The sequence below is a fragment of the Lysinibacillus sp. NPDC097162 genome, from assembly GCF_044762185.1.
Classification (GTDB): Bacteria; Bacillota; Bacilli; order Bacillales_A; family Planococcaceae; genus Lysinibacillus.
Map to the genome: position 1 here is coordinate 1,005,255 of NZ_JBIWDT010000001.1, position 22,914 is coordinate 1,028,168.

Annotated in this window: 21 protein-coding genes; 19 read left to right on the plus strand and 2 right to left on the minus strand. The window is 36.5% G+C overall.

The features are described from left to right. Nucleotides 1–18 precede the first annotated feature (18 nt). The 14 genes from ACIQXW_RS04880 to opp4C all read left to right on the plus strand — a co-directional run bounded on the left by ACIQXW_RS04880 (nucleotide 19) and on the right by opp4C (nucleotide 14,459). A complete protein-coding gene (locus ACIQXW_RS04880) occupies nucleotides 19–705 on the plus strand; it encodes a CoA transferase subunit A (RefSeq protein WP_402760192.1) in 687 nt (228 codons plus the stop codon). After that, nucleotides 689–1,333, plus strand: coding sequence for a CoA-transferase (locus tag ACIQXW_RS04885; protein WP_402760194.1), 645 nt, complete (start codon nucleotides 689–691; stop codon nucleotides 1,331–1,333). Before ACIQXW_RS04880 ends, ACIQXW_RS04885 begins: the two co-directional genes overlap by 17 nt. Nucleotides 1,334–1,349: 16 nt before the next feature. Next, the gene (locus tag ACIQXW_RS04890; protein ID WP_402760196.1) at nucleotides 1,350–2,660 is read left to right on the plus strand and encodes a GntP family permease; all 1,311 of its coding nucleotides are present in this window, start codon (nucleotides 1,350–1,352) and stop codon (nucleotides 2,658–2,660) included. 19 nt (nucleotides 2,661–2,679) lie between these two features. Continuing rightward, a complete protein-coding gene (locus ACIQXW_RS04895; protein ID WP_401018462.1) occupies nucleotides 2,680–3,636 on the plus strand; it encodes a 3-hydroxyacyl-CoA dehydrogenase family protein in 957 nt (318 codons plus the stop codon). After that, nucleotides 3,629–4,375 carry a 3-hydroxybutyrate dehydrogenase gene (locus tag ACIQXW_RS04900; RefSeq protein WP_340824811.1) on the plus strand — a complete coding sequence of 249 codons (747 nt, stop codon included), beginning with the start codon at nucleotides 3,629–3,631 and terminating at the stop codon, nucleotides 4,373–4,375. The genes ACIQXW_RS04895 and ACIQXW_RS04900 overlap by 8 nt, the downstream gene beginning before the upstream one ends. A gap of 17 nt (nucleotides 4,376–4,392) precedes the next feature. Beyond that, complete coding sequence (locus tag ACIQXW_RS04905; protein WP_401018461.1) at nucleotides 4,393–5,574, plus strand: thiolase family protein; 1,182 nt, start codon at nucleotides 4,393–4,395, stop codon at nucleotides 5,572–5,574. A 519-nt stretch (nucleotides 5,575–6,093) separates the two neighbouring features. Next, the gene (locus ACIQXW_RS04910; RefSeq protein WP_402760198.1) at nucleotides 6,094–7,056 is read left to right on the plus strand and encodes an Rpn family recombination-promoting nuclease/putative transposase; all 963 of its coding nucleotides are present in this window, start codon (nucleotides 6,094–6,096) and stop codon (nucleotides 7,054–7,056) included. Between the two features lie 363 nt (nucleotides 7,057–7,419). Next, nucleotides 7,420–8,277 (plus strand): alpha/beta fold hydrolase, encoded by an 858-nt coding sequence (locus tag ACIQXW_RS04915; protein WP_337981531.1) that lies wholly within the window; start codon nucleotides 7,420–7,422, stop codon nucleotides 8,275–8,277. A gap of 6 nt (nucleotides 8,278–8,283) precedes the next feature. Then, nucleotides 8,284–9,060, plus strand: coding sequence for a DUF1684 domain-containing protein (locus ACIQXW_RS04920; protein ID WP_402760201.1), 777 nt, complete (start codon nucleotides 8,284–8,286; stop codon nucleotides 9,058–9,060). A 36-nt stretch (nucleotides 9,061–9,096) separates the two neighbouring features. After that, the gene (locus tag ACIQXW_RS04925; protein WP_402760203.1) at nucleotides 9,097–10,707 is read left to right on the plus strand and encodes an ABC transporter substrate-binding protein; all 1,611 of its coding nucleotides are present in this window, start codon (nucleotides 9,097–9,099) and stop codon (nucleotides 10,705–10,707) included. A gap of 23 nt (nucleotides 10,708–10,730) precedes the next feature. Beyond that, nucleotides 10,731–11,720, plus strand: coding sequence for an ABC transporter ATP-binding protein (locus ACIQXW_RS04930; RefSeq protein ID WP_172771129.1), 990 nt, complete (start codon nucleotides 10,731–10,733; stop codon nucleotides 11,718–11,720). Further along, the gene (locus ACIQXW_RS04935) at nucleotides 11,717–12,571 is read left to right on the plus strand and encodes an ABC transporter ATP-binding protein (RefSeq protein WP_402760204.1); all 855 of its coding nucleotides are present in this window, start codon (nucleotides 11,717–11,719) and stop codon (nucleotides 12,569–12,571) included. The genes ACIQXW_RS04930 and ACIQXW_RS04935 overlap by 4 nt, the downstream gene beginning before the upstream one ends. After that, complete coding sequence (locus ACIQXW_RS04940) at nucleotides 12,565–13,539, plus strand: ABC transporter permease (protein ID WP_337981527.1); 975 nt, start codon at nucleotides 12,565–12,567, stop codon at nucleotides 13,537–13,539. The genes ACIQXW_RS04935 and ACIQXW_RS04940 overlap by 7 nt, the downstream gene beginning before the upstream one ends. After that, nucleotides 13,536–14,459: an oligopeptide ABC transporter permease gene (opp4C, locus tag ACIQXW_RS04945; RefSeq protein ID WP_402760206.1), complete on the plus strand. Its 924-nt coding sequence runs from the start codon at nucleotides 13,536–13,538 to the stop codon at nucleotides 14,457–14,459. The genes ACIQXW_RS04940 and opp4C overlap by 4 nt, the downstream gene beginning before the upstream one ends. A gap of 165 nt (nucleotides 14,460–14,624) precedes the next feature. Here opp4C and ACIQXW_RS04950 read toward each other — a convergent pair whose 3' ends face one another. Then, complete coding sequence (locus ACIQXW_RS04950) at nucleotides 14,625–15,806, minus strand: M20 metallopeptidase family protein (RefSeq protein WP_340824800.1); 1,182 nt, start codon at nucleotides 15,804–15,806, stop codon at nucleotides 14,625–14,627. 489 nt (nucleotides 15,807–16,295) lie between these two features. On the opposite strand from ACIQXW_RS04950, the gene ACIQXW_RS04955 reads away from it, so the two are divergent. The 4 genes from ACIQXW_RS04955 (at nucleotide 16,296) to rarD (ending at nucleotide 19,740) form a co-directional block, all read left to right on the plus strand. Beyond that, nucleotides 16,296–16,652, plus strand: coding sequence for a hypothetical protein (locus tag ACIQXW_RS04955; RefSeq protein ID WP_402760208.1), 357 nt, complete (start codon nucleotides 16,296–16,298; stop codon nucleotides 16,650–16,652). A gap of 600 nt (nucleotides 16,653–17,252) precedes the next feature. Then, the gene (locus ACIQXW_RS04960) at nucleotides 17,253–17,924 is read left to right on the plus strand and encodes an MBL fold metallo-hydrolase (RefSeq protein WP_402760210.1); all 672 of its coding nucleotides are present in this window, start codon (nucleotides 17,253–17,255) and stop codon (nucleotides 17,922–17,924) included. A gap of 203 nt (nucleotides 17,925–18,127) precedes the next feature. Next, on the plus strand, nucleotides 18,128–18,664 hold the full coding sequence (locus ACIQXW_RS04965; RefSeq protein WP_340824780.1) for a hypothetical protein: 537 nt from the start codon (nucleotides 18,128–18,130) through the stop codon (nucleotides 18,662–18,664). A 170-nt stretch (nucleotides 18,665–18,834) separates the two neighbouring features. Continuing rightward, nucleotides 18,835–19,740, plus strand: a complete 906-nt coding sequence (rarD, locus tag ACIQXW_RS04970) for an EamA family transporter RarD (RefSeq protein ID WP_340824779.1) — start codon at nucleotides 18,835–18,837, stop codon at nucleotides 19,738–19,740. A 262-nt stretch (nucleotides 19,741–20,002) separates the two neighbouring features. Here rarD and ACIQXW_RS04975 read toward each other — a convergent pair whose 3' ends face one another. After that, a complete protein-coding gene (locus ACIQXW_RS04975) occupies nucleotides 20,003–21,241 on the minus strand; it encodes a helix-turn-helix domain-containing protein (RefSeq protein WP_402760213.1) in 1,239 nt (412 codons plus the stop codon). A 217-nt stretch (nucleotides 21,242–21,458) separates the two neighbouring features. Here ACIQXW_RS04975 and ACIQXW_RS04980 point away from each other — a divergent pair, with 217 nt between their 5' ends. Continuing rightward, a complete protein-coding gene (locus ACIQXW_RS04980) occupies nucleotides 21,459–22,745 on the plus strand; it encodes an MFS transporter (RefSeq protein WP_340824777.1) in 1,287 nt (428 codons plus the stop codon). The last annotated feature ends 169 nt before the right edge of the window (nucleotides 22,746–22,914 follow it).

Here is a 22,914-nt window from a genome sequence, read left to right on the forward strand (position 1 = left end):
TAAGGAGTGATAATAAAAATGGAAAAGCTGAGAAAAGCTGAAGAGCTAGAATTTTTGTTTAAGGATTCTATGCGTCTATTAGTAGGAGGGTTTGGCATTTCTGGTACACCGTTAACATTATTAGATGCTGTTGCGAAGTTTGAGGCAGGAAATTATGAAGTTGTCAGCAATAATCTTGGGGATGAAGGGAAAGGTCTTTATAAAGTGTTCGAGGCAGGAAAAATCGAAAAAGCAATTGGTTCATTTTTCACGATTAATAAAGAAGCTATAATGGCTTGGTCAATGGGAAATTTAAAAATTGATTTAATGCCCCAAGGTACTTTAGCAGAGGCAATTCGTAGTGGGGGTGCTGGCATCGGTGGTTTTTATACGCCAACTGGTGTTGGAACAAGACTAGCAGAAGGAAAGGAAGTTCGAGAGATTGATGGTGTTCGTTATTTATTTGAGAAGGCAATCAAAGGGGATATTGCCCTCATTAAAGCCGCGAAAGCCGATAAAGCGGGCAATTTGGTTTATCACACAACTGCAAGAAACTTTAATCCGATAATGGCAACGGCTGCAGAAACAGTCATTGTGGAAGTCGATGAAATCGTTGAAATAGGGGAGCTAAATCCTGAGGAAATTATAACACCCCATATTTTTGTAGATTACGTTATTGAAAGTAAGTACATCAAACAAGGGGGGACCTATGTTGAAGCTAAGTAGTCGTGAAATAATTGCAATGCATATTGCAAATGAGCTAAAAGATGGCGATGTAGTCAACCTAGGCGTGGGAATTCCAACGCTAGTCTCAAAATATATTGATGATAAAAAGATATATTTCCAAACTGAAAATGGCTTAATTGGCATGGGGCCACCACCTCATGAAAATGAGCAAGATATAGATTTAATAGATGCCGGGAAAGCTCCTGTCACAATTACGCCAGAAGCAGCTTTTTTTGATAGCGCTTTCTCATTTGCGATGATACGAGGGAAACATGTGGATGTAGCTGTTCTAGGCGCATTGGAGATTGACCGTTATGGCGAAATTGCGAACTGGTCTGTACCGAATCAACCTATTTTAGGTGTCGGTGGCGCAATGGATTTAGTCGCAGGTGCGAAGAAGGTAATTGTAGCAAGTACCCTTTTCACCAAAAATGGTTCTTCTAAACTTGTAGAAACTTTAACGTTGGATTCTAGCGGTGAGCGGCGTGTTAATCAACTTGTTACGGAGTATGCGAACTTTTTATTCCAAAATGGTGAGATTTTCATTAAGGATATTTATGGGGATTTAACATTTGAAGAATTAGAATCACGCATTGGATTACCATTAAAACGAAAAATTAGTATCTAATTGAAGGAGGAAGCCTATGTGGAGTTTAATTACGATTACAATTTCATTAATACTATTAATCGTATTAGCACTAAGAGGATTTAGTATTATCATTATTGCTCCAGTTGTAAGTTTATTCGTTATGGTGACGAATGGGTTTCCAATTTTAGAAACGTTCCAAGAAACGTACATGACTGGGTTTATCAATTACGTTCGAAATTATTTTCTAATTTTTTTATTTGCAGCAATGTTCGGTAAGCTAATGGATGATAGTGGAGCGGCTCGTCAAATCGCCAATCTTTTACTTCGAATTATCGGAAAAGATAGTAAATATAAAGTGTTAGTAGCAATTATGGTTATCTGTGCGTTCTTAACGTATGGTGGTATAAGTTTATTCGTAGTTATTTTCGCAGTATTACCAATAGCAAAGCCATTATTCAAAGAGTTAGATATTCCGTGGCATCTATTTATGGCAGCGTTTTTTACAGGGATTGGGACCTTTACAATGACGATGTTACCAGGGACCCCTTCTGTACAGAACATTATCCCAACAAACTACCTTGGTACAACGGTTACAGCAGCTCCATTATTAGGGATTATCGCAGCCGTTTTCGTTATTGCGATAAACCTATGGTATATGAAATTTGCGTTAAAACGTTCAGAACAACGCAAGGAAACTTATGCAGGTATGACAAACCCAGATAATAATGGCAAAGATGGTATTAAAGATATTTACGAGGGCCGTTCATTACCAAATGCATTTTTGAGTTTAATTCCGCCAATTGCCTTGTTAATCGCTCTGAATATCTTCATGGTTGAAATCATTTACACGCTAATGGGTGTTGTATTATTAACAACGGTATTGTTCTGGAAATACATTGAAGTCAAGAAAAATACACTTAACGAAGGCGCTGTATCAGCGGTACTGCCAATTATTAATACGAGTGCGGATGTTGGATATGGTTCGGTTATAGCGATTACTACTGGTTTCAGTATTTTTAATGAAGCAATGGCGCAAATTCCAGGTAGTCCGCTTATTTCACTTTTCCTAGCAACTACAGCACTTGCTGGAATTACTGGATCTTCAAGTGGTGGGCTAGGAATTGCAATGGAAGCGCTATCATCGACTTACTTGAAAATGGGGTTAAATCCTGATGCAATGCATAGAGTAGCCGCAATTGCTTCGGGCGGTCTAGACTCGCTACCACATAATGGGGCTGTTATTACAATTTTAGTAGCTTCAAAGTTAACCCATAAGGATGCTTATAAACATATCTTTGTCGTTTCGGTTATTGCACCATTAATTGCAAGTATTCCAATGCTAATAGCAGCAATTTTATTATATTAATACTTAAGGGGGAAGGAAGATGATTCAAAAAATTGGGGTTATAGGATCTGGAACAATGGGATTTGGTATTGCTTTTCAATTTATCACAAATGGAATACCTGTTGTTTTACAAGATATTAACGAAGAATCTCTACGATTAGCTAGTGAAAAACTGAATACGTATCTGACAATTTTCAGGGAAGAGGGGACAGTGTTCGAAGATTCGGATAAAACGATTGTTGATCGTTTAACATTTACTACAAAAATAGAAGAGCTTGCTGATTGTGATTTAGTCATAGAATCTGCCACGGAAAATCTTGAGCTTAAGCAGAAAATTTTTAAGCAGCTTGATGAGGTTTGTGCTGATCATACAATTTTAACATCAAATACTTCAAGCTTAAAACTTTCAGAAATCGTTCGTTATGTAGAGAAGCGAAAAGATAAAGTGATGTTAACACATTTTTTTAACCCTGCGCATATTGTACCGCTTGTGGAGCTGCTTAAAGGTCCTGATACTAAGCAAGAGACATACGATGAAGTTGACGCATTAATGAAAAAAGTGGGCAAAGTGACAATTAAAGTTCGTGTTGAAGTACCAGGCTTAGTAGCAAATCGTATTCAAGTAGCGTTAGCACGTGAAGCATTAGCATTGTTAGAAGACGGTGTTGTGTCAGAACAGGATTTAGAAAAGGCAATATTCGCAGGTCCAGGTTTCCGATTTGCCTCCAGTGGTTTATTGAAAATTATCGATTTTGGTGGATTGGATGTTTGGGGCATAGTATTGGATCAATTACAGCCAGCAATTGAATCAAAGGTTCGCTCGTATAGTGTGATTAAGGATAAAACTGAACAAGGCTACCTAGGTGTCAAAGCTTCTAAAGGTTTCTTTGAATATCCTGGAAAAGGTTTAGATGAATACGTAATCGAGCGTGATCGGTCATTAATTCAACAACTAAAAACATTTACTACTATTCAAAGGGGGATTGAACATGCGTAATATTTTAGTGACTGGTGCAGGTGGAGGTCTAGGATCAGCAATGGTGGAGAAGTTTGTCACTGAAGGAGATTACGTATTCGCTGCCGATGTAAAGTTAGAAGCTGCACAGGCAGTGGCTGACTTATATCCAGGGAAGGTTGAAGCAGTTGAGTTAGATGTTTCAAATACAAATTCAGTTCAGCAAGTAATAAATCGTATTTGTGAAAATCACGAACTCCATGTGCTAGTGAATAATGCGGGCTTACAATACCGTGCTAGAATTGAAGATTTTCCAGAAGATCAGTGGGATTTACTTCAAAGTGTCATGCTAAAAGGACCGTTCTTAATGACGAAATATGTATTCCCGTATATGAAAAAGCAAAAACATGGTCGGATAGTTAATATTTCTTCGGTTCATGGTGAACTAGCAACACCCGAAAAAGTGGCATATGTTGCAGCAAAGCACGGTGTAATTGGTTTAACACGTGTAGCATCACTTGAAGGTGCCGCGCATGGGATTACGGTAAATGCTATTCTACCTGGACCAGTGAAAACACCTTTACTTGTGAAACAATTAAAAGATCTTGAAGAAAGTAGAGGTATGACTGAAGCAGAGGCATTAACCGAAATTGTATATCCGAAGCAAGCAATGCAACGTTTTATTACAGCTGAAGAAATTGCAGATAGTGTATACTTCATTTCTTCAAAACATGCAACGGCTATAACTGGCGAAGCACTTAATGTTTCGGGTGGGATGTAAAAAAAGGGGGATTAACCATGTCAGCATATATTGTAAATGGTAGTAGAACAGCATTTGGTTCTTTTGGAGGTGCCTTTGCTAATACAACTGATATCGATCTCGGTGTTGTCGTTGTAAAAGAAGCATTAAAACGTTCAGGACTTATGGCAAATCAGATTGAAGAAATTGTGTTTGGTAATATCATTCAAACAACAAGTTCTTCGGCATATTTAGCGCGACACATCGGATTAAAAAGTGGTTTATCGGAGGATAGTACTGCACTTACAGTTAATCGTTTATGTGGGTCGGGCTTACAAGCAATTGTTTCAGCAGCACAAGAAATTGAACTTGGAAATATTCAAGCGGCAATTGCTGGAGGTACAGAAAATATGAGCCAAGCACCTCAAGTATTACGAGGTACACGCTTTGGATCGCCCAATAAAGCACCAATCGTAGAAGATATGTTGTGGGCGACTTTATATGATGAGGTCGCAGGATGTGGTATGGGGATGACGGCTGAAAACTTAGCGGAGAAATATGAAATATCACGTGAAGAACAAGATGAGTTCTCCTACAACTCACATAAACGTGCAGCGGAAGCTCGTCGTTCAGGTCGTTTTGCAGAGGAAATTGCACCAGTATTAGTAAAGACACGTAAAGGTATGATTGAGATAACTGAGGATGAACATATACGCGAGGAGATTTCGATGGAAGCCCTAGCAAAACTAAAACCGGCATTTAAAAAAGACGGCTCAGTATCAGCAGGGAACGCAAGTGGTATTAATGACGGTGCCGCAGCAATCGTTCTTGTATCGGAAGCTTACTTACAGGAGCATCAGTTAAAGCCATTAGCAAAAATCGTCACTTCCGCAACGGCAGGTGTTGATCCAACAATTATGGGAATTGGCCCAGCTCCAGCGATTCGTAAATTATTGAAAAAAGTAAATTTAACATTAGAAGATATCGGATTGTTTGAACTAAATGAAGCATTCGCTGCACAGTCATTAGCAGTTTTAAAGGAGTTAGGTATTGATCAAGAAAAAGTGAATGTCAATGGCGGAGCAGTAGCACTTGGGCATCCAGTCGGTGCAAGTGGTGCACGTATTACTTACTCGCTTGCATTAGAAATGCAAAAACGAGGTGTTAGATACGGCGTAGCAAGCTTATGCATTGGCGGCGGACAAGGCATTGCTATTTTACTAGAAAATCCAACAGTGTAGTAGTGCAATATGAATTCACACTGCTTGGGGGTTTCTAACATCTAAAAACTTATAGTGCGTATTAATAGAAGTAAAAAGATTTTATTTTACAGGAAAGTTTGTTTAAAAATCATCATATCTCTTAGCATTATAAGAGATAAGATGATTTTTTTGTAGATATTTTTGATAATAGAATCGCGATAACAGTATATTTCCAATATAGTCTATGCTGCTATTTACTATTAAAATTTAGTGGTGTATTTAAGCTAGTGCTCCTTGCATATAAACAGGGTGTTTTTTATTTTGACAAGAATGGATTTTCTCATTACGATATAATAAATGAGAATGATTATCACATAACAAGGTGAAGATTTTAAACAAAGCAATCAGTGATGTGAGCAATCTTATACTCGTTTGTGAATGAGAAGAACGATGATCAATAAAAAAATTGACGAATGTCACAGTTAAACAAAACTAAATAGACTAATAAAAATAGTATTAGAAGCAGGATATAATATTTAGGACAGGGGTTGATGAGTAATGAAGTATCAAGTTCTTAGTCGAATACCACTAAAAAACCTAATGGATTTAAAGATTGATTTTGCTTTTAAGCATCTTTTTGGTAGTGAACGAAATAAACAACTAACAATTGTTTTTCTGAATGCTATATTAAACTGGACAGGTAGCAACAAAATAAAAGAAATAACGTTTATCAACCATGAAGTAGGTGGGGAGTATAAAGAGGATAAACAATCCCGCTTAGATATTGTCGTAAAAACAGAAAAAGAAGATATAATTAATATAGAAATACAATTAGCGAATAAAAATGACATGTTCAAACGAACTTTATTTTATTGGTCAAGGCTGTATAATTTGCAGTTACAAAAAGGAAAAGGTTATTATACACTGAATCCAACCATTACTATAAATATTTGTGATTTTACATTGTTCAAAGATATTGCTCATTATCATAGTACGTATCATTTATATGAAGATAAGACTTTACAGCGTGTACAAAAATCAGATGATGTTTTAGAAATTCATTTTATAGAAATGAATAAATTTTTAAAGGCTTGGCTAATGGAAGAACTAAATCCTATTGAAGATATAATCGTAAAATGGTTGCTATTGCTTGTTATGGTAGATGGTCGCAAGCAGAAAGTATATGAAGATATTTATAAAGTATTGGAGGAATTAGCGATGAAAGACAGAAACTTACGTGAAGCGTTTGAAGCGTGGGAAGAACTAAGTCAAGATCCAGAATCCATTATAGCGTACGAATCACGAGTCAAATTTATGATTGACGAAGTGGCAACATTAGAAGATGCAAAATACCATGCAGAACAAGCAGGGATTGAAAAAGGAATGCAAGAAGGCATTCAAGAAGGTATAAAAGCCATTGCAAGAAAGATGATAGTAAAAGGAAATAGCAATGAAGAGATTATGGAGTTAACAAGTTTAACGTTTGAAGAAATTCAAGTGTTAAGACAGGATGTAGAATGATAGATAAATTAAGCTCAAATAACTTACTAGTTATTTGAGCTTTTTTATATTTTTTTGAAAATCTTCATATTTTGCAGTTAAATTATTTTATCTTTAGATAATATCTTTTAATCTCATGTTTTACCCTTCGAATTGTTACCAACGAGTGTAAAACTAATTCCACCTAAGTGAAAACATGTTATTTAAGCATAATCAGTAGTAATTTATGAAAAAATAACTATAATTTTATTCACTTTTACTCTATTATTTGTAATAGTATTTCTCTTAACAAAAAACTTGACTAAACAAATAGGAATTAAGATAATAACAAAGTAGTTTTAATAATTATATAAATAAAATTTATTTGATAAAGTGGGGAAAATAATGTTTGCTGCGATAAATGGAACGAAAATTTATTTTGACGTAGAAGGTTCAGGGTATATTCCGGTAGGACCAAAAATGGTGAAAAAGCCAGTACTTATTGCCGTACATGGTGGACCAGGTAGTGATCACTCTGATTTCAAGCCATGGTTAACGCCACTATCAGAATTCTATCAGATTGTTTATTTAGATCAAAGATGCAATGGTCAATCAGAGCGTGTAGATGTAACGACAGCAACATTTGATCAGTTAGCAGATGATATCGAAGCGTTACGCAATTATTTAGGCTTAGAAAAAGTTGCTGTGCTAGGCCATTCTTTCGGTGGGATGATTGCCCAAGTATTTGCTACGCGCTACCCGCAATCAGTGAGTAAGCTCTTATTAATTAATACTGCACCAAGCTATGAATTCTATAAGGAAGCTAAAGAGTTTGCACAACGAATTGGAACGGAAAAACAAATTCAAACTATTCCAGAGTTATTTGAAGGTAACATCCGTGACGACGATCATTTAATTCAATGGTGGGATATTTGCTGGGATTTATACTGGTACAACTATCAGGAAGAACTAGGTGGCGATACAGGAAGTCGTCCAATCGGTTCCTTAGAAATTACAAACTATACGTTCAAACATTTAATGCCACAATACGATGTACGCTCACAAATTGCCAACCTTGAAGTGCCTACATTAATTGTAGCGGGCCGTCACGATTGGATTACACCGTTAACACAGTCAGAAGTAATGCATTCATTAATTAAAAATTCGCAATTAACTGTATTTGAAGAGAGTGGGCATATGCCATTCATCGAAGAGCATGAAGACTTCTTAATCGTAGTACGAGAATTTTTATTAAAGGACTGATTCAAGATGCATACCACATTACAAGCCTGGCATAAACAACGTCATTTAGAAGTAACGGGAGCACAAAGCGATTTAAGTTTAATCGCAATGCATGAGTTAACGAGTGAAACAACAGTTAAACAAATTGCTGGAAGTTGGAAGCCGACAAACCCATCTGTACCAGGTCTTACCTTAACGGCATTAGCTGAAGACCAATTATTTATAAACGGTGTGCTAATGGAAGGTATGGTGAATATTATTGCGGATGAAACTATCGTTCAAACTACTAACGGCATTTCTGCAATGGCTACAAGTCAGCCAGGCTCTATGCATTTACTAGCCATTTGGGATGAAAACAGCTCTGCACTTCAAATGTTTAGGCAAATTGATTCGTACGAATTGAACGAACAAGCAATTTATAATGGAAAGCTTATAAAAGATGATGCGATGATTGAGTTTTCTCACACGGGAGATGACAATCGTGCAGCGCGTAGTCATGAATCAATAGGTGTTATTGAAGTGGAAATTGGCGGAGCGCTATATAGATTACGACCTTTTCAATCTGGACTACACTCAATTATTATTTTCCAAGATGCAACAAGTGGTAACGAAACATACGGTATGGGTCGTATGTTAATCATCGAACTATTAGACGATGATACAGTGCTTCTTGATTTTAATAAAGCCTTTTTACCGCCATGCGCATTTTCACCTTACTTTAACTGTCCGATGCCACCTATGAGCAATCGCATTCAAAGTAAAGTGAAGGCAGGCGAAAAGCAAATCATTTCATTGGATTCATAATAAAGCATCTAAATTAGAGAAATAGGAGAAATAGCAATGTTCAAAAACTCAAAAAAGGTTATGTTAGCGTTATTAACAATGGTAGTACTAGTTGTTTTAGCAGCTTGTGGTAACGATAAATCTTCTTCTGAAGGGAAGAGCAGCGATAAAAATGTTATTAATATCGGTGTTACGTATCCAGCTAGCAACATTAATCCATTACAACCTAGTGGATTAGTTTCTACTTATGTTTCAAATTTATTATTTTTACCATTAGTTGATTTAGATTCAAAATTAAACTATCAGCCAATGCTAGCTGATTCTATTACAACAGAAAATAATCAAACATTTACAATTAATTTAAACAAAGAAGCTAAATGGACAGATGGCACAGATATTACAACCGATGACGTAATCTTTACATTGGAATTAATGGCAAACCCTGTTGTGGCGTCAAACTATGCTTATATGTTTGCAATTGTTGAAGGCTTAGATGATAGTGGTTACTTACCACAAGGTTCCACTTCTATTTCAGGCGTTACAAAAGTAGACGAAGATACAATTCAAATTAAAACTAAAAAATCAACGACATTATCCATCTTCCAAGATACAGTAGGTCGTTATTTACTAACATTACCGAAGGCACAACTTGAAACAATTGCAGTTGAAGAGCTAAATGCAAGTGATTTCATGCAAAACCCAACAGTAACTTCTGGTCCATTTATCATTTCAAAAATGGATCGTGCACATTTTGTAGAAATGGTACCAAATAAAGATTACTTCAAAGGTGCTTCTACATTAGATCAATTAAACTTTAAAGTATTACAAGGGAATCAAATTGCTGCTCAATTAAAGAGCGGTGAAATTGATATGAATATCCCTTCAGCAGGTGTTATTCCCGTTTCAGATTATGCAAATGTGCAAGGTTTAGATACATTAAACACGGCTTATGGTGAGCCATTAGCTACACAATATATGTATATTAATGAAACCGTTGTGCCAGATGTGAAGCAACGTCAAGCGATTTCATATGCTATGAACCGTCAATTAATTATTGATAATTTATTAAAAGGTGCTGGTGAAGTAACGGATGGCTTCTTCCCAAGCAATAGCCCGTACTTAAATGAAGGTATGAAACCAGTTAAGTATGACCTAGAAAAAGCAAAACAATTATTAGCTGAGTCTAGATGGGATTCAAGCAAAAAGTTGAAATTAGCTGTATTATCAGGTGATGCAACGTTAGAGCAAGCTGCAAACATCATCGTAGAAAACCTACGAGAGGCAGGTATTACAGCTGAAATCCAAATGATGGATTTCGGTACAATTATCGATGAAATCGTAAGTCAGAAGTATGATTTAGCGATTTTAACAGTATCCATTACACCAATTAACCCACTTCCGGATATTGCTTACTTCTTAGGAGAAGGTAATCCAAACGCTTATAACAATGCACGTGTCAATGAAATTTTAGCTGCATTAGCGACTGAAGTAGATGAAGTGAAAATTAAAGCGTTATACGGTGAATTACAAGAAATAACACAACAAGAAGTACCAATGCCATCAATTTATGCTACAACAGCATTAGGCGCAGTTAATAAACGAGTTCAAGGCGCTACACCAAGCGACTTCGGTATGTTCATTAACGTACACGAGTGGACTGTTAAATAAAGAGAGAGATAGGACGTGTTTTAATGGAGAGTTTGCTAAGCGTAAAACAGCTGAAAACGGCATTCGAAACTGAATATGGAAAAGTAGTCAGTGTCGACGATGTTAGCTTTGATGTAAAAAAAGGTGAAACATTGGGGATTGTTGGTGAGTCGGGAAGCGGGAAAAGCGTAACAGCACTCTCTATTATGCGTCTATTAGGGAAACGCGGTTCAATTGAGCAAGGTGAGATTACATTAGAAGATAAAAACTTAACAGCTCTTTCTAATAAGGAATTTCAATCGTTACGAGGGAAAGAAATTTCAATGATTTTTCAAGAGCCAATGACCGCGTTAAATCCTGTTTTTACAATTGGTCATCAGCTAGTAGAGGCCATTTTACTCCATACAGATGTCGATAAAAAGGAAGCAAAAGCAATTGCTCAAAATATGTTAGATAAAGTTGGTATACCTAATGCTAAACGTGTGATGAAGCAATTCCCCTTCTCTTTATCAGGTGGAATGCGACAACGTGTCATGATTGCAATAGCTTTAGTATGTAAACCAAAGCTATTAATTGCGGACGAACCGACAACGGCGCTTGATGTAACGGTACAAGCACAAATCATGCGCTTAATGAATGAATTGTGTTATGAGCTGCAGACATCTGTTTTACTTATTACACATGATTTAGGTGTCGTTGCAGAAATGGCAGATCGTGTCATCGTTATGTATGCAGGGCAAGTTGTCGAAGAAGCAGATGTTTTTACGTTGTTTGAACGACCATTACATCCATATACAATGGGCCTAATGGATTCAATTCCATCAATGGATTTTGACGGAAAACAATTAAAGGCAATACCAGGTACGATACCAGGACGTTATCAAAATATTGTTGGCTGTCGTTTTGCAAACCGTTGCGCTTTTGCAACAGAGCATTGTAAAAAACAGCAACCACCATTAATTGAAGTTGAAAAAGGGCATAAAACGAGATGTTTTGAATGGCAAAAGGTCGCACAAGGAGGAGAGCAGAAATGAAAAAGAAAACAGAGCAAAACAACTCTCCGTTACTTGTATTAGAAGATGTTAAAACGTACTATCCGTTTAAAACAGGCTTTATGAATTTAAAAACCGATTATGTGAAAGCAGTAGATGGCGTTTCATTCGAAATTTACGAAGGGGAAACAGTTGGGCTTGTAGGAGAATCTGGCTGTGGGAAATCAACGTTAGGGCGCACGATTATCGGTCTAGAACCGAAAACAGGGGGCCGTATTCTATTTAATGGTCAACAAATGGATTATCGAACAGACCGCGTTAGCTTAAGTCAACAAATCCAAATTGTTTTCCAAGATCCATATTCTTCTTTAAATCCAAGACAAACAATCGGATCATTACTTGCAGAACCGCTACGCGTACATAAAATAGTCCCGACGAATGAGATAGCGCAGGAAGTAGACCGATTACTTGCGTTAGTGGGGCTACCAAAGACAGCAAAAGACCGTTACCCACACGAGTTTTCGGGTGGTCAACGCCAACGTGTCGGCATTGCTCGTGCGTTATCATTACGACCAAGATTATTAATTTGTGATGAGCCTGTATCGGCATTAGATGTATCGATTCAAGCGCAAATTTTAAACTTGTTTAAACAGCTTCAAAATGAATTAGGGTTAACATACTTATTCATTGCGCACGGTTTAGGTGCAATGAAATATATTAGTGATCGTATTGCAGTAATGTATGCGGGCAAAATTGTGGAGATGGGTAAAACAGAACAAATTTTCTTAAACCCTCAACATGATTATACAAAAAAATTATTAAATGCTTATCCGAAGCCAGATCCGACAAAACGAAGTATTATTCGTCGTGAAAAGGGGACAGATGCATGCTAGGATATATTTTAAGACGATTATTAATCGCCGTCCCCGTTTTATTTGGTGTATCGGTTATTAACTTCATTATTATGCGAATGGCACCAGGTAATCCTGTCGATATGCTCGTGAGCCCTAAGTTACCAGAGGCCGCAAGACAGGCTAAAATGATAGAATTAGGACTAAATGATCCAGCCTACATTCAATATTGGAATTGGTTAAAAAACTTAGTGTTGCATGGCGATTTAGGCTATTCAATGATTACGTATGAGCCTGTAACCGAGTTAATTGCGAGCCGAATGGGTCCTACAATTATTTTAATGGGAACAGCGTTAATATTAGGGTTAATTATTGCGATTCCAATTGGCATTTATAGTGCAACGAAGCAATATTCGAAACTTGATTATACATTTGTAACGGGTTCATTTTTAGGAGTTTCCATTCCAAACTTCTTCTTGGCTTTATTATTAGTATATATTTTCTCAATTCAATTAAATTGGTTACCTTCAGGCGGTATGAAAGAATTAGGTGCTGAAGGAAGCTTCGGATCACTTTTATGGCATATGATTTTACCAGTGACAGTGCTTGTCGCAAGCGTTGCTGGGAGAAACATCCGTTATGTGCGTTCGGGCATGCTTGAAATTATGGGACAAGATTTTTTACGTACAGCTCGTGCAAAAGGAGTAAAAGAATTTTTCGTTGTGAATAAACATGCGATGCGAAATGCATTAATTCCAATTGTAACAATTATCGGATTAGAGATTTCGATTTTATTTGGTGGAGCAGTTGTAATTGAGCAAATTTTCTCCTGGCCAGGTATTGGTCAGCTTACGCTTTCTTCCATTATGAGCCGTGATTACTCTACCATTATGGGATTAAACTTAGTAGCTGCATTCATTGTTATTGCTTCAAATATTTTAACGGATATTGTATACGCATTTGTCGACCCACGTATTCGCAAAAGCTATGTTGGGGGTGGCAAACGATGAGTTTATTTAAACGGTATTTTAATAAAAAACAGTATGATACAGAACACACGGTCACTTGGAATGAAGAATTTGCTGTAGCAAATACGAAGAGCCTATTTTGGAAAAGATTCAAAAAGCATAAATTAGCTGTAATTGGACTATGGTTTTTAGCGATAGTAACGATTGCGGCCATTTTTGCACCGTTTATTGCACCGTTTGATCCAGCTGAAATTACAAGCGAATTTAGTGCACCACCTTCATGGCAGCACTTACTAGGTACAGATCAAGTAGGACGAGACGTGTTTAGTCGCGTCATTTATGCGGCACGTGTTTCGTTAGCTGTAGGTATTGGTGCGGTGGCAATTTCGGCGATTATTGGTACTGTATTAGGGTTAATTTCTGGTTATTTTGGTGGCATTATAGATGGGATTATTATGCGTATTACAGATATGTTTATGTCATTTCCATATATTTTGTTTATTTTAGTTGTTGCTAGTATTGTAGGACCAGGGTTAACGAATATCATTCTTATTTTAGGGGTGCTAGGCTGGCCAGGTATAGCACGACTTGTGCGCGGCAATGTTTTAGCGATTAAGCAATCGGACTATGTGAAAGCAAGTATTGCTCTAGGATATAAGACGCCACGTATTTTGTTTAAGCATATTTTACCGAATACCATTGCACCTATTTTGATTTTCGCTACTTCTGGTGTTGCAGGGGCAATATTAGATGAAGCAGCATTAAGCTTTTTAGGCTTAGGCGTACAGCCGCCAGATGCAAGTTGGGGGAATATGCTTTCAAATGCCCAATCGATTTCGATTTTAACGGATCAACCGTGGCTTTGGATTCCACCAGGTATTTTAATATTATGTACCGTTTTATCAATTAACTATATTGGGGATGCATTGCGAGACGCACTTGACCCACACAATTCAAAGTAGCAAAAGGGGCAGATCCGAAAAAAACATTATTTTCGGATTTGGCTTTTTTGATTTTGGATCATACTCTAGCAATTGAAATTAAACGAATGTAATTTGGAGCTTACATTTTCCTAGAAAAGAAAAAAACGGATTTGGAAAATTACACGTTTTCCAAATCCGTTTTATTTATTCGACTTTACCGTAATAATCAATAATTTTTAAGAATATTGTTGCGATATTTAGCAATGCACGCTCATCAAAATCGAATTTCGGATGGTGGTGAGGGAATTGTGTATTTGCATGTTCATTGGCAGAGCCAACGTGAATAAAGTTTCCTGGTACATGTTGTAAGTAATAGGCAAAATCTTCGGCACCCAAGACTGCAGTTTTAATTTCGAAAGCTTCTTCTGTGAATTGTTCTTTAATTAATTGTTCAACAATAACAGATTCCTTTTCTGTATTAATTAAAACAGGATAGCCTTTTAAATAATCGATTTCATAGTCTACATAATTTGAAACTTTTAAGCCATCTAAAATAGCGAAAATTTCTTTTTCAATTTGATTCCGTACATTTTGATTTAATGTACGAACAGTACCTTCTAATGTAGCAGTGTCTGCAATAACATTAAAGGCATTTCCTGCGTGTAAGCTACCAACTGTTACAACCGCTGCCTCAGTTGGATTTACTCTGCGGCTAACGATTTGCTGGAAATTTTGAATAAGCTGAGTCGCTGCAATGATTGAATCTTTTGTCGTATGTGGGTAAGCTCCATGTCCACCTTTACCGAATAATTTAATCGTAAATGCGTCAACAGAGGCCATTATTGGACCAGCTGCAGTTGAAATTTTTCCTAAAGGTAAATCGGAAGCTAAATGAGCTCCAAATACAAAATCAACACCATCAAGCGCGCCATCCTCAATCATAAATTTTGCTCCACCTGGTGGTTTTTCTTCAGCAGGTTGGAAAATTAAACGGATAGAGCCTCTTAATTGATCTTTATTTTGCTGTACAATTTTTGCAAATGCAAGTAGTGCAGCAGTATGTCCATCATGACCACAAGCGTGCATAACGCCAGGTACTGTCGATTTATAGGGTACGTCTTTTTCATCATTGATTGGCAGGGCATCGAAATCGGCACGGAACGCGAGTGTTTTTCCTGGTAAAGCGCCATCAATGTTAGCGACGATTCCATTTTTGCCAACGCGTTCGCGGAATGGGATACCATATTCTTTTAATGTATTTGCAATAAAAATGGATGTTTTTTCTTCTTCAAATGATAATTCAGGGTGCATATGCATATAACGACGATTAGCTACAATTTCATCGAAAAGTGTATGTAATTGTTCTACTTGATTTTGAAAACTCACAAGATCACCTCTATCTAAATGTATGAAAATGATAATACGTTGATTAAACCAAGTTGTCAAGTATGATATAGGTCATTTAAAAGGGTAGGGCGATTGCTCTCTAGGGAATGACTGGTGGGAATGGTATTACACGTAAGTCCATCGCCGTGAGGTCCTAAGTGCCAAAGAGGCGGATGAACTGGGTGTAAGTGTCAGCTCGGTCTAAAGAGAACGCATTGAGGTGAGCTGAGCCGTATTCCCCATTATCAGGAAGTGGCTGAAGTGATTATTACAAAAGGAAAAGTAAAACTCCTACAAAATGGTGATTGGAATTTATAGAATAAGAGTATTATATAGCAACTTAAAATATTTGATTGAGCGTAGTGTATCAGTTAATCTTTTAGAAAAGAAGAAACACTTCGAGTTCTAGAGTATTTTCAGTAGGCGACATCTGAATGAAAACATAAAACATTATCGCTTATTACGAGATGTGAGTGAAGGAGTGAAAATATGTTTAACAGAAAATTGTTAGCAGCTTTTGTAACAACAGTCATATGTTACTTTATCGTACCTTTTTTCTTTAACGATTTTACGAACTCTTATTTCGCAATCGGGCTTGGCGTGAGTATTATTTCAGTTCCCATACTATTTACTATTGGAATTTTAGCTTCCTTGGTGATTGAATTACGAACTAAACATATCTTACTTGCTTATATGAAACATTTTGGCTGTGGATTAATTTGTGTTTGTGTGCTTTTGCTGTTAACTGACTGGGATATAGAATTATTTTTTATTTACACATTAATAGCATTTGTTTATGTTACCGTTTTCTTTATTAGTGATAAGTTAATTAAACGTAATCAATGAAGATATCTATAATACATTTGAAGATTAATTTGAAAAATAGGTTGCTACTCAATCAAAAAGATAATTGATAATTTGGGGATTTTCATTCTTTTCATAAATACTAGGCAATAAATTAATGGCTATTCTGAGTCTAATATTCATCGAAAAAAGGTAATTATAAGCTACAAATTAAATGAAACGGATATAGAGTGTAATAACATGAAAGTATAATTATGGTAATTTTAAAGAGGAGTTGTTGGTTATGTGGAAATTTACTAAATGTAACACCAGGTAATATTGCAGACAAAAATGTTCTAGAAAGCAAATAGATAAGAAAGTAGTCGTAATAATATTTTAAAAAGAGATGTTTTTAAGCTACATCTCTTTTTTATGCTAATCTTTCCAATCTTTATTTTCCTAAACATCTGTTATTGTGAGAGATGCCAACTTTAACCAAACAGCTATACCTGTAGTCTCATAATCCTATTAAATGCAATGCAAGTATGAAAATCCCCAAGACGCCAAGGGGACTGTTCTTAAGGATATAAAAAAATAACTTGGTTGTTTAAGAATTATTTCAACCTAATTTTTAAAATAGAATGATAAAGGAGAACTAAGTTTATGGAAGTTTCAAAGGGTGTAGAAATTTTGGAGCTCGAATTTAATGGAATCATCATTTATCCAACTCTTTTATGGGATCAGGAAATGGCTGTGTTAATAGATACTGGATTTCCGGGACAATTTGAAGATTTGCACGTAGCAATGGAGAAGGTAGGGGTATCGTTTGATAAACTAAAGGTTGTCATTTTAACGCATCAGGATATCGATCATATAGGCAGTCTCCCAGAAATATTGCAGGTTTGTGGAAGTAATATTAAAGTTTATGCGCACGTACTAGATAAGCCTTATATCGAGGGGGATTTGCCTCTTTTGAAAGACGGGCACATAGAAAACCCACCTAAAGGAATAGTGAACGACACTTTAAAAGATGGTCAAGAATTGCCGTATTGCGGAGGCATTCGTGTTATCCATACGCCAGGGCATACACAGGGTCATGTCAGCCTATACTTCAAACAAAGTAAAACGCTTGTTGCTGGAGATTCGATGTATAGTGAGAACGGAGTATTGAGGGGAGTTCATGTTCCAACGACATTGGATATAAGGGAAGCTCAACAATCTTTAAAGAAATACTTAGAGTTAGACATTGGATCGGTAGTTTGTTACCACGGCGGATTGAGTTTTGGAAATATGAAAAAGCAGATTCAGAAATTATTAATTAATGACAGAAAGTGATGCATTAATCAAACGAAGGTTTAGAGGTAATATAGTACTAAGGGCTCCTTGTGTTGTACACAGGGAGTTTTTTATTTTGACAAAAATGACTTTTCTCATTATGATAAGATAAATGAGAATGATTATCATATAAAAGGAAGCTGAAGGATGTTAAACAAAGCAATCCCATTACACGAACAATTTAGTAATGGAGTGAGAAAAAAATGACGAACAAAATGGATCTATCGGCATTAACATGTGAAAAAATGCAAGATGGCACACTTGCTGTCAAAACGACAGAAACACTTATGATGTTAACGCAAAGTCGCTATAAAGAATTAATGCATATTGAACAATTGTATAATGCCATGCATATTGATTTAGATGAAAAGCAAATTGTATTGGAACAAGAGCGAAAAAATTTAAAAAAACAAAATACTAAGCTTACTGAAGACATGCAAAAATTGACACAGCAAAATGCGGTGTTACAAAAAAAGCTAACGGAGTATAATTGTGCCGTCGACGAGCTGAAGGAGCTCCGCCGACAAAATACCAACTTGCTGATTGAGCTTAGTAAATACACGGCCCTGTCTAGGGAATCTCTCTCAGGTCCTTTAAAATCGATGATTCGAGATATGCGGGAGCAGGGGGTAGGCATAAAAGAAATTCATATTCGCATTAAGCGACAAATTAATCCTGATATTAGTTATAGTATGGTACGAAAATATATTTCTGAGCTTGAAAATGAAAATAAAGCGTAATGTCAGGTGTTTTAGCAATAAACAATATGTTCATAGTAAAATTGTGCATTTACAGTTGCCGGTCAAAGTCCTATAATTAGTCTATTCTTTCACATTATAAATAAACGTCAAACTTGTGAAATTACGAGAGTGTCGTAATTGATTTAAGAAGAGTAGGAGAATTAAAGACAATGTCAAATGAGAAAAAAGGGGTATTGGCAGCGTTTTTTGCCTATGCCATTTGGGGAGCATTCCCACTTTACTGGAAACTACTTGAGCATGTGCCAAGTATGGAAATTTTATTAGGGCGTGTAATATGGTCCTTCGTCTTTACAGTACTAGCAGTCATTATTTTCGGTATGCGCAAAGATTTATTAGCTGATTTAAAATATTTATGGACACACCAGAAGATTTTTTGGCAGTTAGCATGTGCATCTTTTGTCATTTCAATGAATTGGTACTTATATATTTGGGCTGTAACCCATGAACATTTGATTGAGACAAGCCTTGGCTATTATATTAATCCACTATTGTCGGTCATTTTTGGTGTTGTCTTCTTTAAAGAGACATTGAGTCGGGCACAATGGGTTGCTACAGCCATTGCGTTTATTGCGGTTATCATACTAACTGTAAATTATGGTACAGTACCTTGGGTGGCGATTTTAATTGCCCTAACGTTCGCTATTTATGGGGTACTGAAAAAGAAAATTACACTTGATGCAACAAGGGGTCTAGCCATTGAAACTATGTTTATTCTCCCATTTGCGTTAGGCTATTACGTCTATTTATTTTCAACAAGCCAAGCATCTTTCTTACATGTTAATACACAAACAGATGTATTAATGATTGTAAGCGGTATTGTGACAGCTGTGCCTTTAGTTTTATTTGCTAAAGGTGCTCAAAATATTCCGCTTTACCTATTAGGCTTTATACAATATGTAGCGCCAACAATTGTTTTAATTTTGGGCGTAGTACTGTATAAAGAACCATTCAGTCAAGTTGAACTACTGGCATTCAGCATTATTTGGGTAGCCTTAATATTGTTCTCAGGTTCGAAAATTATAGAAATAAGAAAAGCACATCATAAATCTGCGTAGCGAAAAGGACTTGTAGAGTATTCTACAAGTCCTTTCAGCATGTAGACAAGCATCAAGTAGTTAACTTGATGCTTTGTCATATTTTATCCTTATAATGAAAAAACTTGCTCAGTTGATTGGTACGGAGGGCGGTGACTCCAGCCGGAACGCACACAATGTAAAACGCAATAAACCGCGCCGCGCGTTAGGGAGGGTTGCGGTTTACATTGTGTCGGTGGAAAGCGTCCGCCTGTAGAAGAAATCAACAGCTTCTACGGTTCCTTTAAGAATCGATTTGTGCTTTAATCGTAAAATACGTTTCCTCAATTTTTTGCTTATAAGGTAGGTCGATTAAATCTTTCGAATCAAGGTATGCTTTTTTGGCAATTTCGTAAGCAGTTGTTAGCTTGCCAAACTGTGCGTAGCATAGCGCTTTATAGGAAAAACATTCATTCATACTTAGCAAATCATAAGGGTGTGAAACTGAAATAGGTATTTCTGTAAAATGGGTAAATGTTGCTAGTGATTCTGTATAACGACCAAGTAAATACAATGATTTTCCCTTTTCAGCATAATAAAAGTTTTTATTTAGTTTTGTTGAATCTGTAAGGGCATTAAAATGTTCAATTTCAACTAATGCTTTTTCATACTCATGTGTATAATTGTTATAATAATGGGATTTTAAAACGTAGATAAAGGCATCGACATCTTCTTGTTCAACAAAAATACGATACTGCTCCAACTTCATCATCATTTGGTCAGCCTGCTCGAAATCACCATCAATCATGGCACAATAGGAACCAATACGGTACAAATCATCTATATGATAAAACAGTTGGTTTTGATGGGCATGTTCAATGGTTTCGTTAATTAATTTTTTACCTGCCTCATGCTCACCAATCGCTAGCTGAAAAATACTAATATAATAAGACAATTTCCCTGTATCACGTGAATCTAGCTGATAGTTTTCGCGGGCAACTTCCTCTTTCACTTGTAAAATACATCGATAAGCTTCTTCATATAAGCGATTTTCTGATAAAATGCCAAGCTGGAGCATATAGGTTTTGAACCAGTGACTCCACAAATTGATTTCTTTAAATATTTGGCGCGCTTGTTGAAGCGGTGGTTCCCATGTCGTTAAGCCTGCAACGTACTGCGCATTCGCATAAATATATAATAAACGCCCAGCTTCATAGCTAAGTGGTAAATCGTCTATGTATGGGTGAATGATATCAACGATTTGCTGATGGTTGTCCGCATCGTCAAACTTTACCTCAGCAAACATAATTTCTACTTGCTCCAAAAGATGACGAATATCAGATGATGTCACTTGTTCAAGTAATTCGCTTGCTTTCACACCAAGACGTTCCGCAATATAATCTAAGCTTTCCATAGATGGCTTCGCTTTATCATTTTCTATTTGACTTAGCATACCTTTTGTTAGACGATCAGCAGCAAGTGCCTCTAATGTTAATTTTCGTTCTTTTCGTAATTTGCGAATCCTCATGCCTAAAGAGTCCACTGCCTCGCCTCCTTTCTTCACTATTAACAATAATAACTATTCTTCGCAAAGTCTATACATTTACCCAAAACAGCCGAGAGTGCTAGGTACGACCTAGAATTTTTAGTTTGTTTAATTATATTAAACTTTTTGTTGCAAGAAAAGTAAATAATGTGGTATATTTTGTTTAATAAAATTAAACTTTTAAATTTAAATAAAATATGGAGGGATTTTTTCGATGGATGAAGCAGCAAAATATAAAAAGGCGACCTATCATTTGTGGACCTTTACGGCAAGTAAAATGATTGCAATGTTAGGGTCACATGTGTTGTCCTTTGGTATTAGTTTGTATATTTTAGCGATGACAGGTTCTGCCACAAGCTTTGCAACAAACATGATTTGTTCCATATTGCCTCGGGCTCTCGTTGCACCATTAGCCGGTTATGTTGCAGATAATTATTCTAAAAAACGAACGATTTTATTAGCGCAAGCTGGAACGATTTTGACGATGGCAGGTTTACTGCTGTATACAGAGATGTTTGGTATGTCGGTCAATGCGATTTATGTGACAACAGTTTTTTATACACTCTGTTCTGCATTTTCAGGTGTAACCTTTACTTCAGCTATTGCTACACTTGTAAATCCAGAACGTTTACAGCGCGCAATGTCATTTAATCAAATGTCAATGTCCGTTGCAGCCGTTGGAGGTCCAGTAATCGGTGGGATGATGTACGGATTTTTCTCGATGGAAGTTTTTTTAATTGTGCATATGATTGCCTATGCGATTGCTTTTTGCTTAGAGGCAACGATGAATTTTAATTTGTACAGTACAAGAGGGGACGATGTTAAAACTGAAAAGATATGGAAAGGGCTTGTTAGCGGCTTTAGCTATATTAAGCAACACAAAGTTATTAAAGTTGTGATGTGGTTATCATTGTGGATTAATTTATTTTTCTCAGCAATCGTAGTCGGTGGAACGTATGTGGTTATCGAGTTACTCAAGGTCAAACCTACTCATTTTGGTTTTGTTGAAGCGGCAGGTGCGCTCGGCATGCTAGTAGCTTCCATCTATTTTGCAACACGTGGCGAGATTAAAGTGCCACTTCGTTTTTCTAAATTTTGTTTATTGTTGTTATCAAGTAGCTTAGCATTTGCGGTTATCCCGTTAGTTACGGATTTTTCATATTCCATGATTGTTGTCTTTTATATTATGCTCTACTTCATTTTTGCCATTTTTGAAATGGGCGTAAATATGCCTCTAGGCGTATTTATGCAAAAGCTTATATCTGAGGAATACCGAGGACGTGTATTTGGTCTCATGGAAACTATGGCTATGTCCATGATGCCAATTGGTATGCTCGTTTATGGTATTTTGTACGATATGTTACCAGCAACCGGTATTTTACTTGTCACAAGTGCGATTATAGTTGTAATGACACTTGTATTACTACGCACAGCTGTCTTAAAAGAAGCTCACCCAGAATTTTACGAAGAAACGACGATGGCAGAAAGAGTAGCAAATTAATTACCCAAAAGGATATATTCTATTAATGGTAACGGGGGATTAATGGCTATAACAAAGGTTTTTCTGGCGATTACAGGGGTTTTCTGAGCGGTAGTGAGCGGTTTACAATGAATAGTAGAAGTGTTACTAGCAATAATGCTTGTTCTATCTACAATAATACAAATTTCAC

What these genes read in the sequence shown, in the direction of transcription:
- ACIQXW_RS04880 (WP_402760192.1), top strand. Translation starts at nt 19, where the DNA reads ATGGAAAAGCTGAGAAAAGCTGAAGAGCTAGAATTTTTGTTTAAGGAT.
- ACIQXW_RS04885 (WP_402760194.1), top strand. Translation starts at nt 689, where the DNA reads ATGTTGAAGCTAAGTAGTCGTGAAATAATTGCAATGCATATTGCAAAT.
- ACIQXW_RS04890 (WP_402760196.1), top strand. Translation starts at nt 1,350, where the DNA reads ATGTGGAGTTTAATTACGATTACAATTTCATTAATACTATTAATCGTA.
- ACIQXW_RS04895 (WP_401018462.1), top strand. Translation starts at nt 2,680, where the DNA reads ATGATTCAAAAAATTGGGGTTATAGGATCTGGAACAATGGGATTTGGT.
- ACIQXW_RS04900 (WP_340824811.1), top strand. Translation starts at nt 3,629, where the DNA reads ATGCGTAATATTTTAGTGACTGGTGCAGGTGGAGGTCTAGGATCAGCA.
- ACIQXW_RS04905 (WP_401018461.1), top strand. Translation starts at nt 4,393, where the DNA reads ATGTCAGCATATATTGTAAATGGTAGTAGAACAGCATTTGGTTCTTTT.
- ACIQXW_RS04910 (WP_402760198.1), top strand. Translation starts at nt 6,094, where the DNA reads ATGAAGTATCAAGTTCTTAGTCGAATACCACTAAAAAACCTAATGGAT.
- ACIQXW_RS04915 (WP_337981531.1), top strand. Translation starts at nt 7,420, where the DNA reads ATGTTTGCTGCGATAAATGGAACGAAAATTTATTTTGACGTAGAAGGT.
- ACIQXW_RS04920 (WP_402760201.1), top strand. Translation starts at nt 8,284, where the DNA reads ATGCATACCACATTACAAGCCTGGCATAAACAACGTCATTTAGAAGTA.
- ACIQXW_RS04925 (WP_402760203.1), top strand. Translation starts at nt 9,097, where the DNA reads ATGTTCAAAAACTCAAAAAAGGTTATGTTAGCGTTATTAACAATGGTA.
- ACIQXW_RS04930 (WP_172771129.1), top strand. Translation starts at nt 10,731, where the DNA reads ATGGAGAGTTTGCTAAGCGTAAAACAGCTGAAAACGGCATTCGAAACT.
- ACIQXW_RS04935 (WP_402760204.1), top strand. Translation starts at nt 11,717, where the DNA reads ATGAAAAAGAAAACAGAGCAAAACAACTCTCCGTTACTTGTATTAGAA.
- ACIQXW_RS04940 (WP_337981527.1), top strand. Translation starts at nt 12,565, where the DNA reads ATGCTAGGATATATTTTAAGACGATTATTAATCGCCGTCCCCGTTTTA.
- opp4C (WP_402760206.1), top strand. Translation starts at nt 13,536, where the DNA reads ATGAGTTTATTTAAACGGTATTTTAATAAAAAACAGTATGATACAGAA.
- ACIQXW_RS04955 (WP_402760208.1), top strand. Translation starts at nt 16,296, where the DNA reads ATGTTTAACAGAAAATTGTTAGCAGCTTTTGTAACAACAGTCATATGT.
- ACIQXW_RS04960 (WP_402760210.1), top strand. Translation starts at nt 17,253, where the DNA reads ATGGAAGTTTCAAAGGGTGTAGAAATTTTGGAGCTCGAATTTAATGGA.
- ACIQXW_RS04965 (WP_340824780.1), top strand. Translation starts at nt 18,128, where the DNA reads ATGACGAACAAAATGGATCTATCGGCATTAACATGTGAAAAAATGCAA.
- rarD (WP_340824779.1), top strand. Translation starts at nt 18,835, where the DNA reads ATGTCAAATGAGAAAAAAGGGGTATTGGCAGCGTTTTTTGCCTATGCC.
- ACIQXW_RS04980 (WP_340824777.1), top strand. Translation starts at nt 21,459, where the DNA reads ATGGATGAAGCAGCAAAATATAAAAAGGCGACCTATCATTTGTGGACC.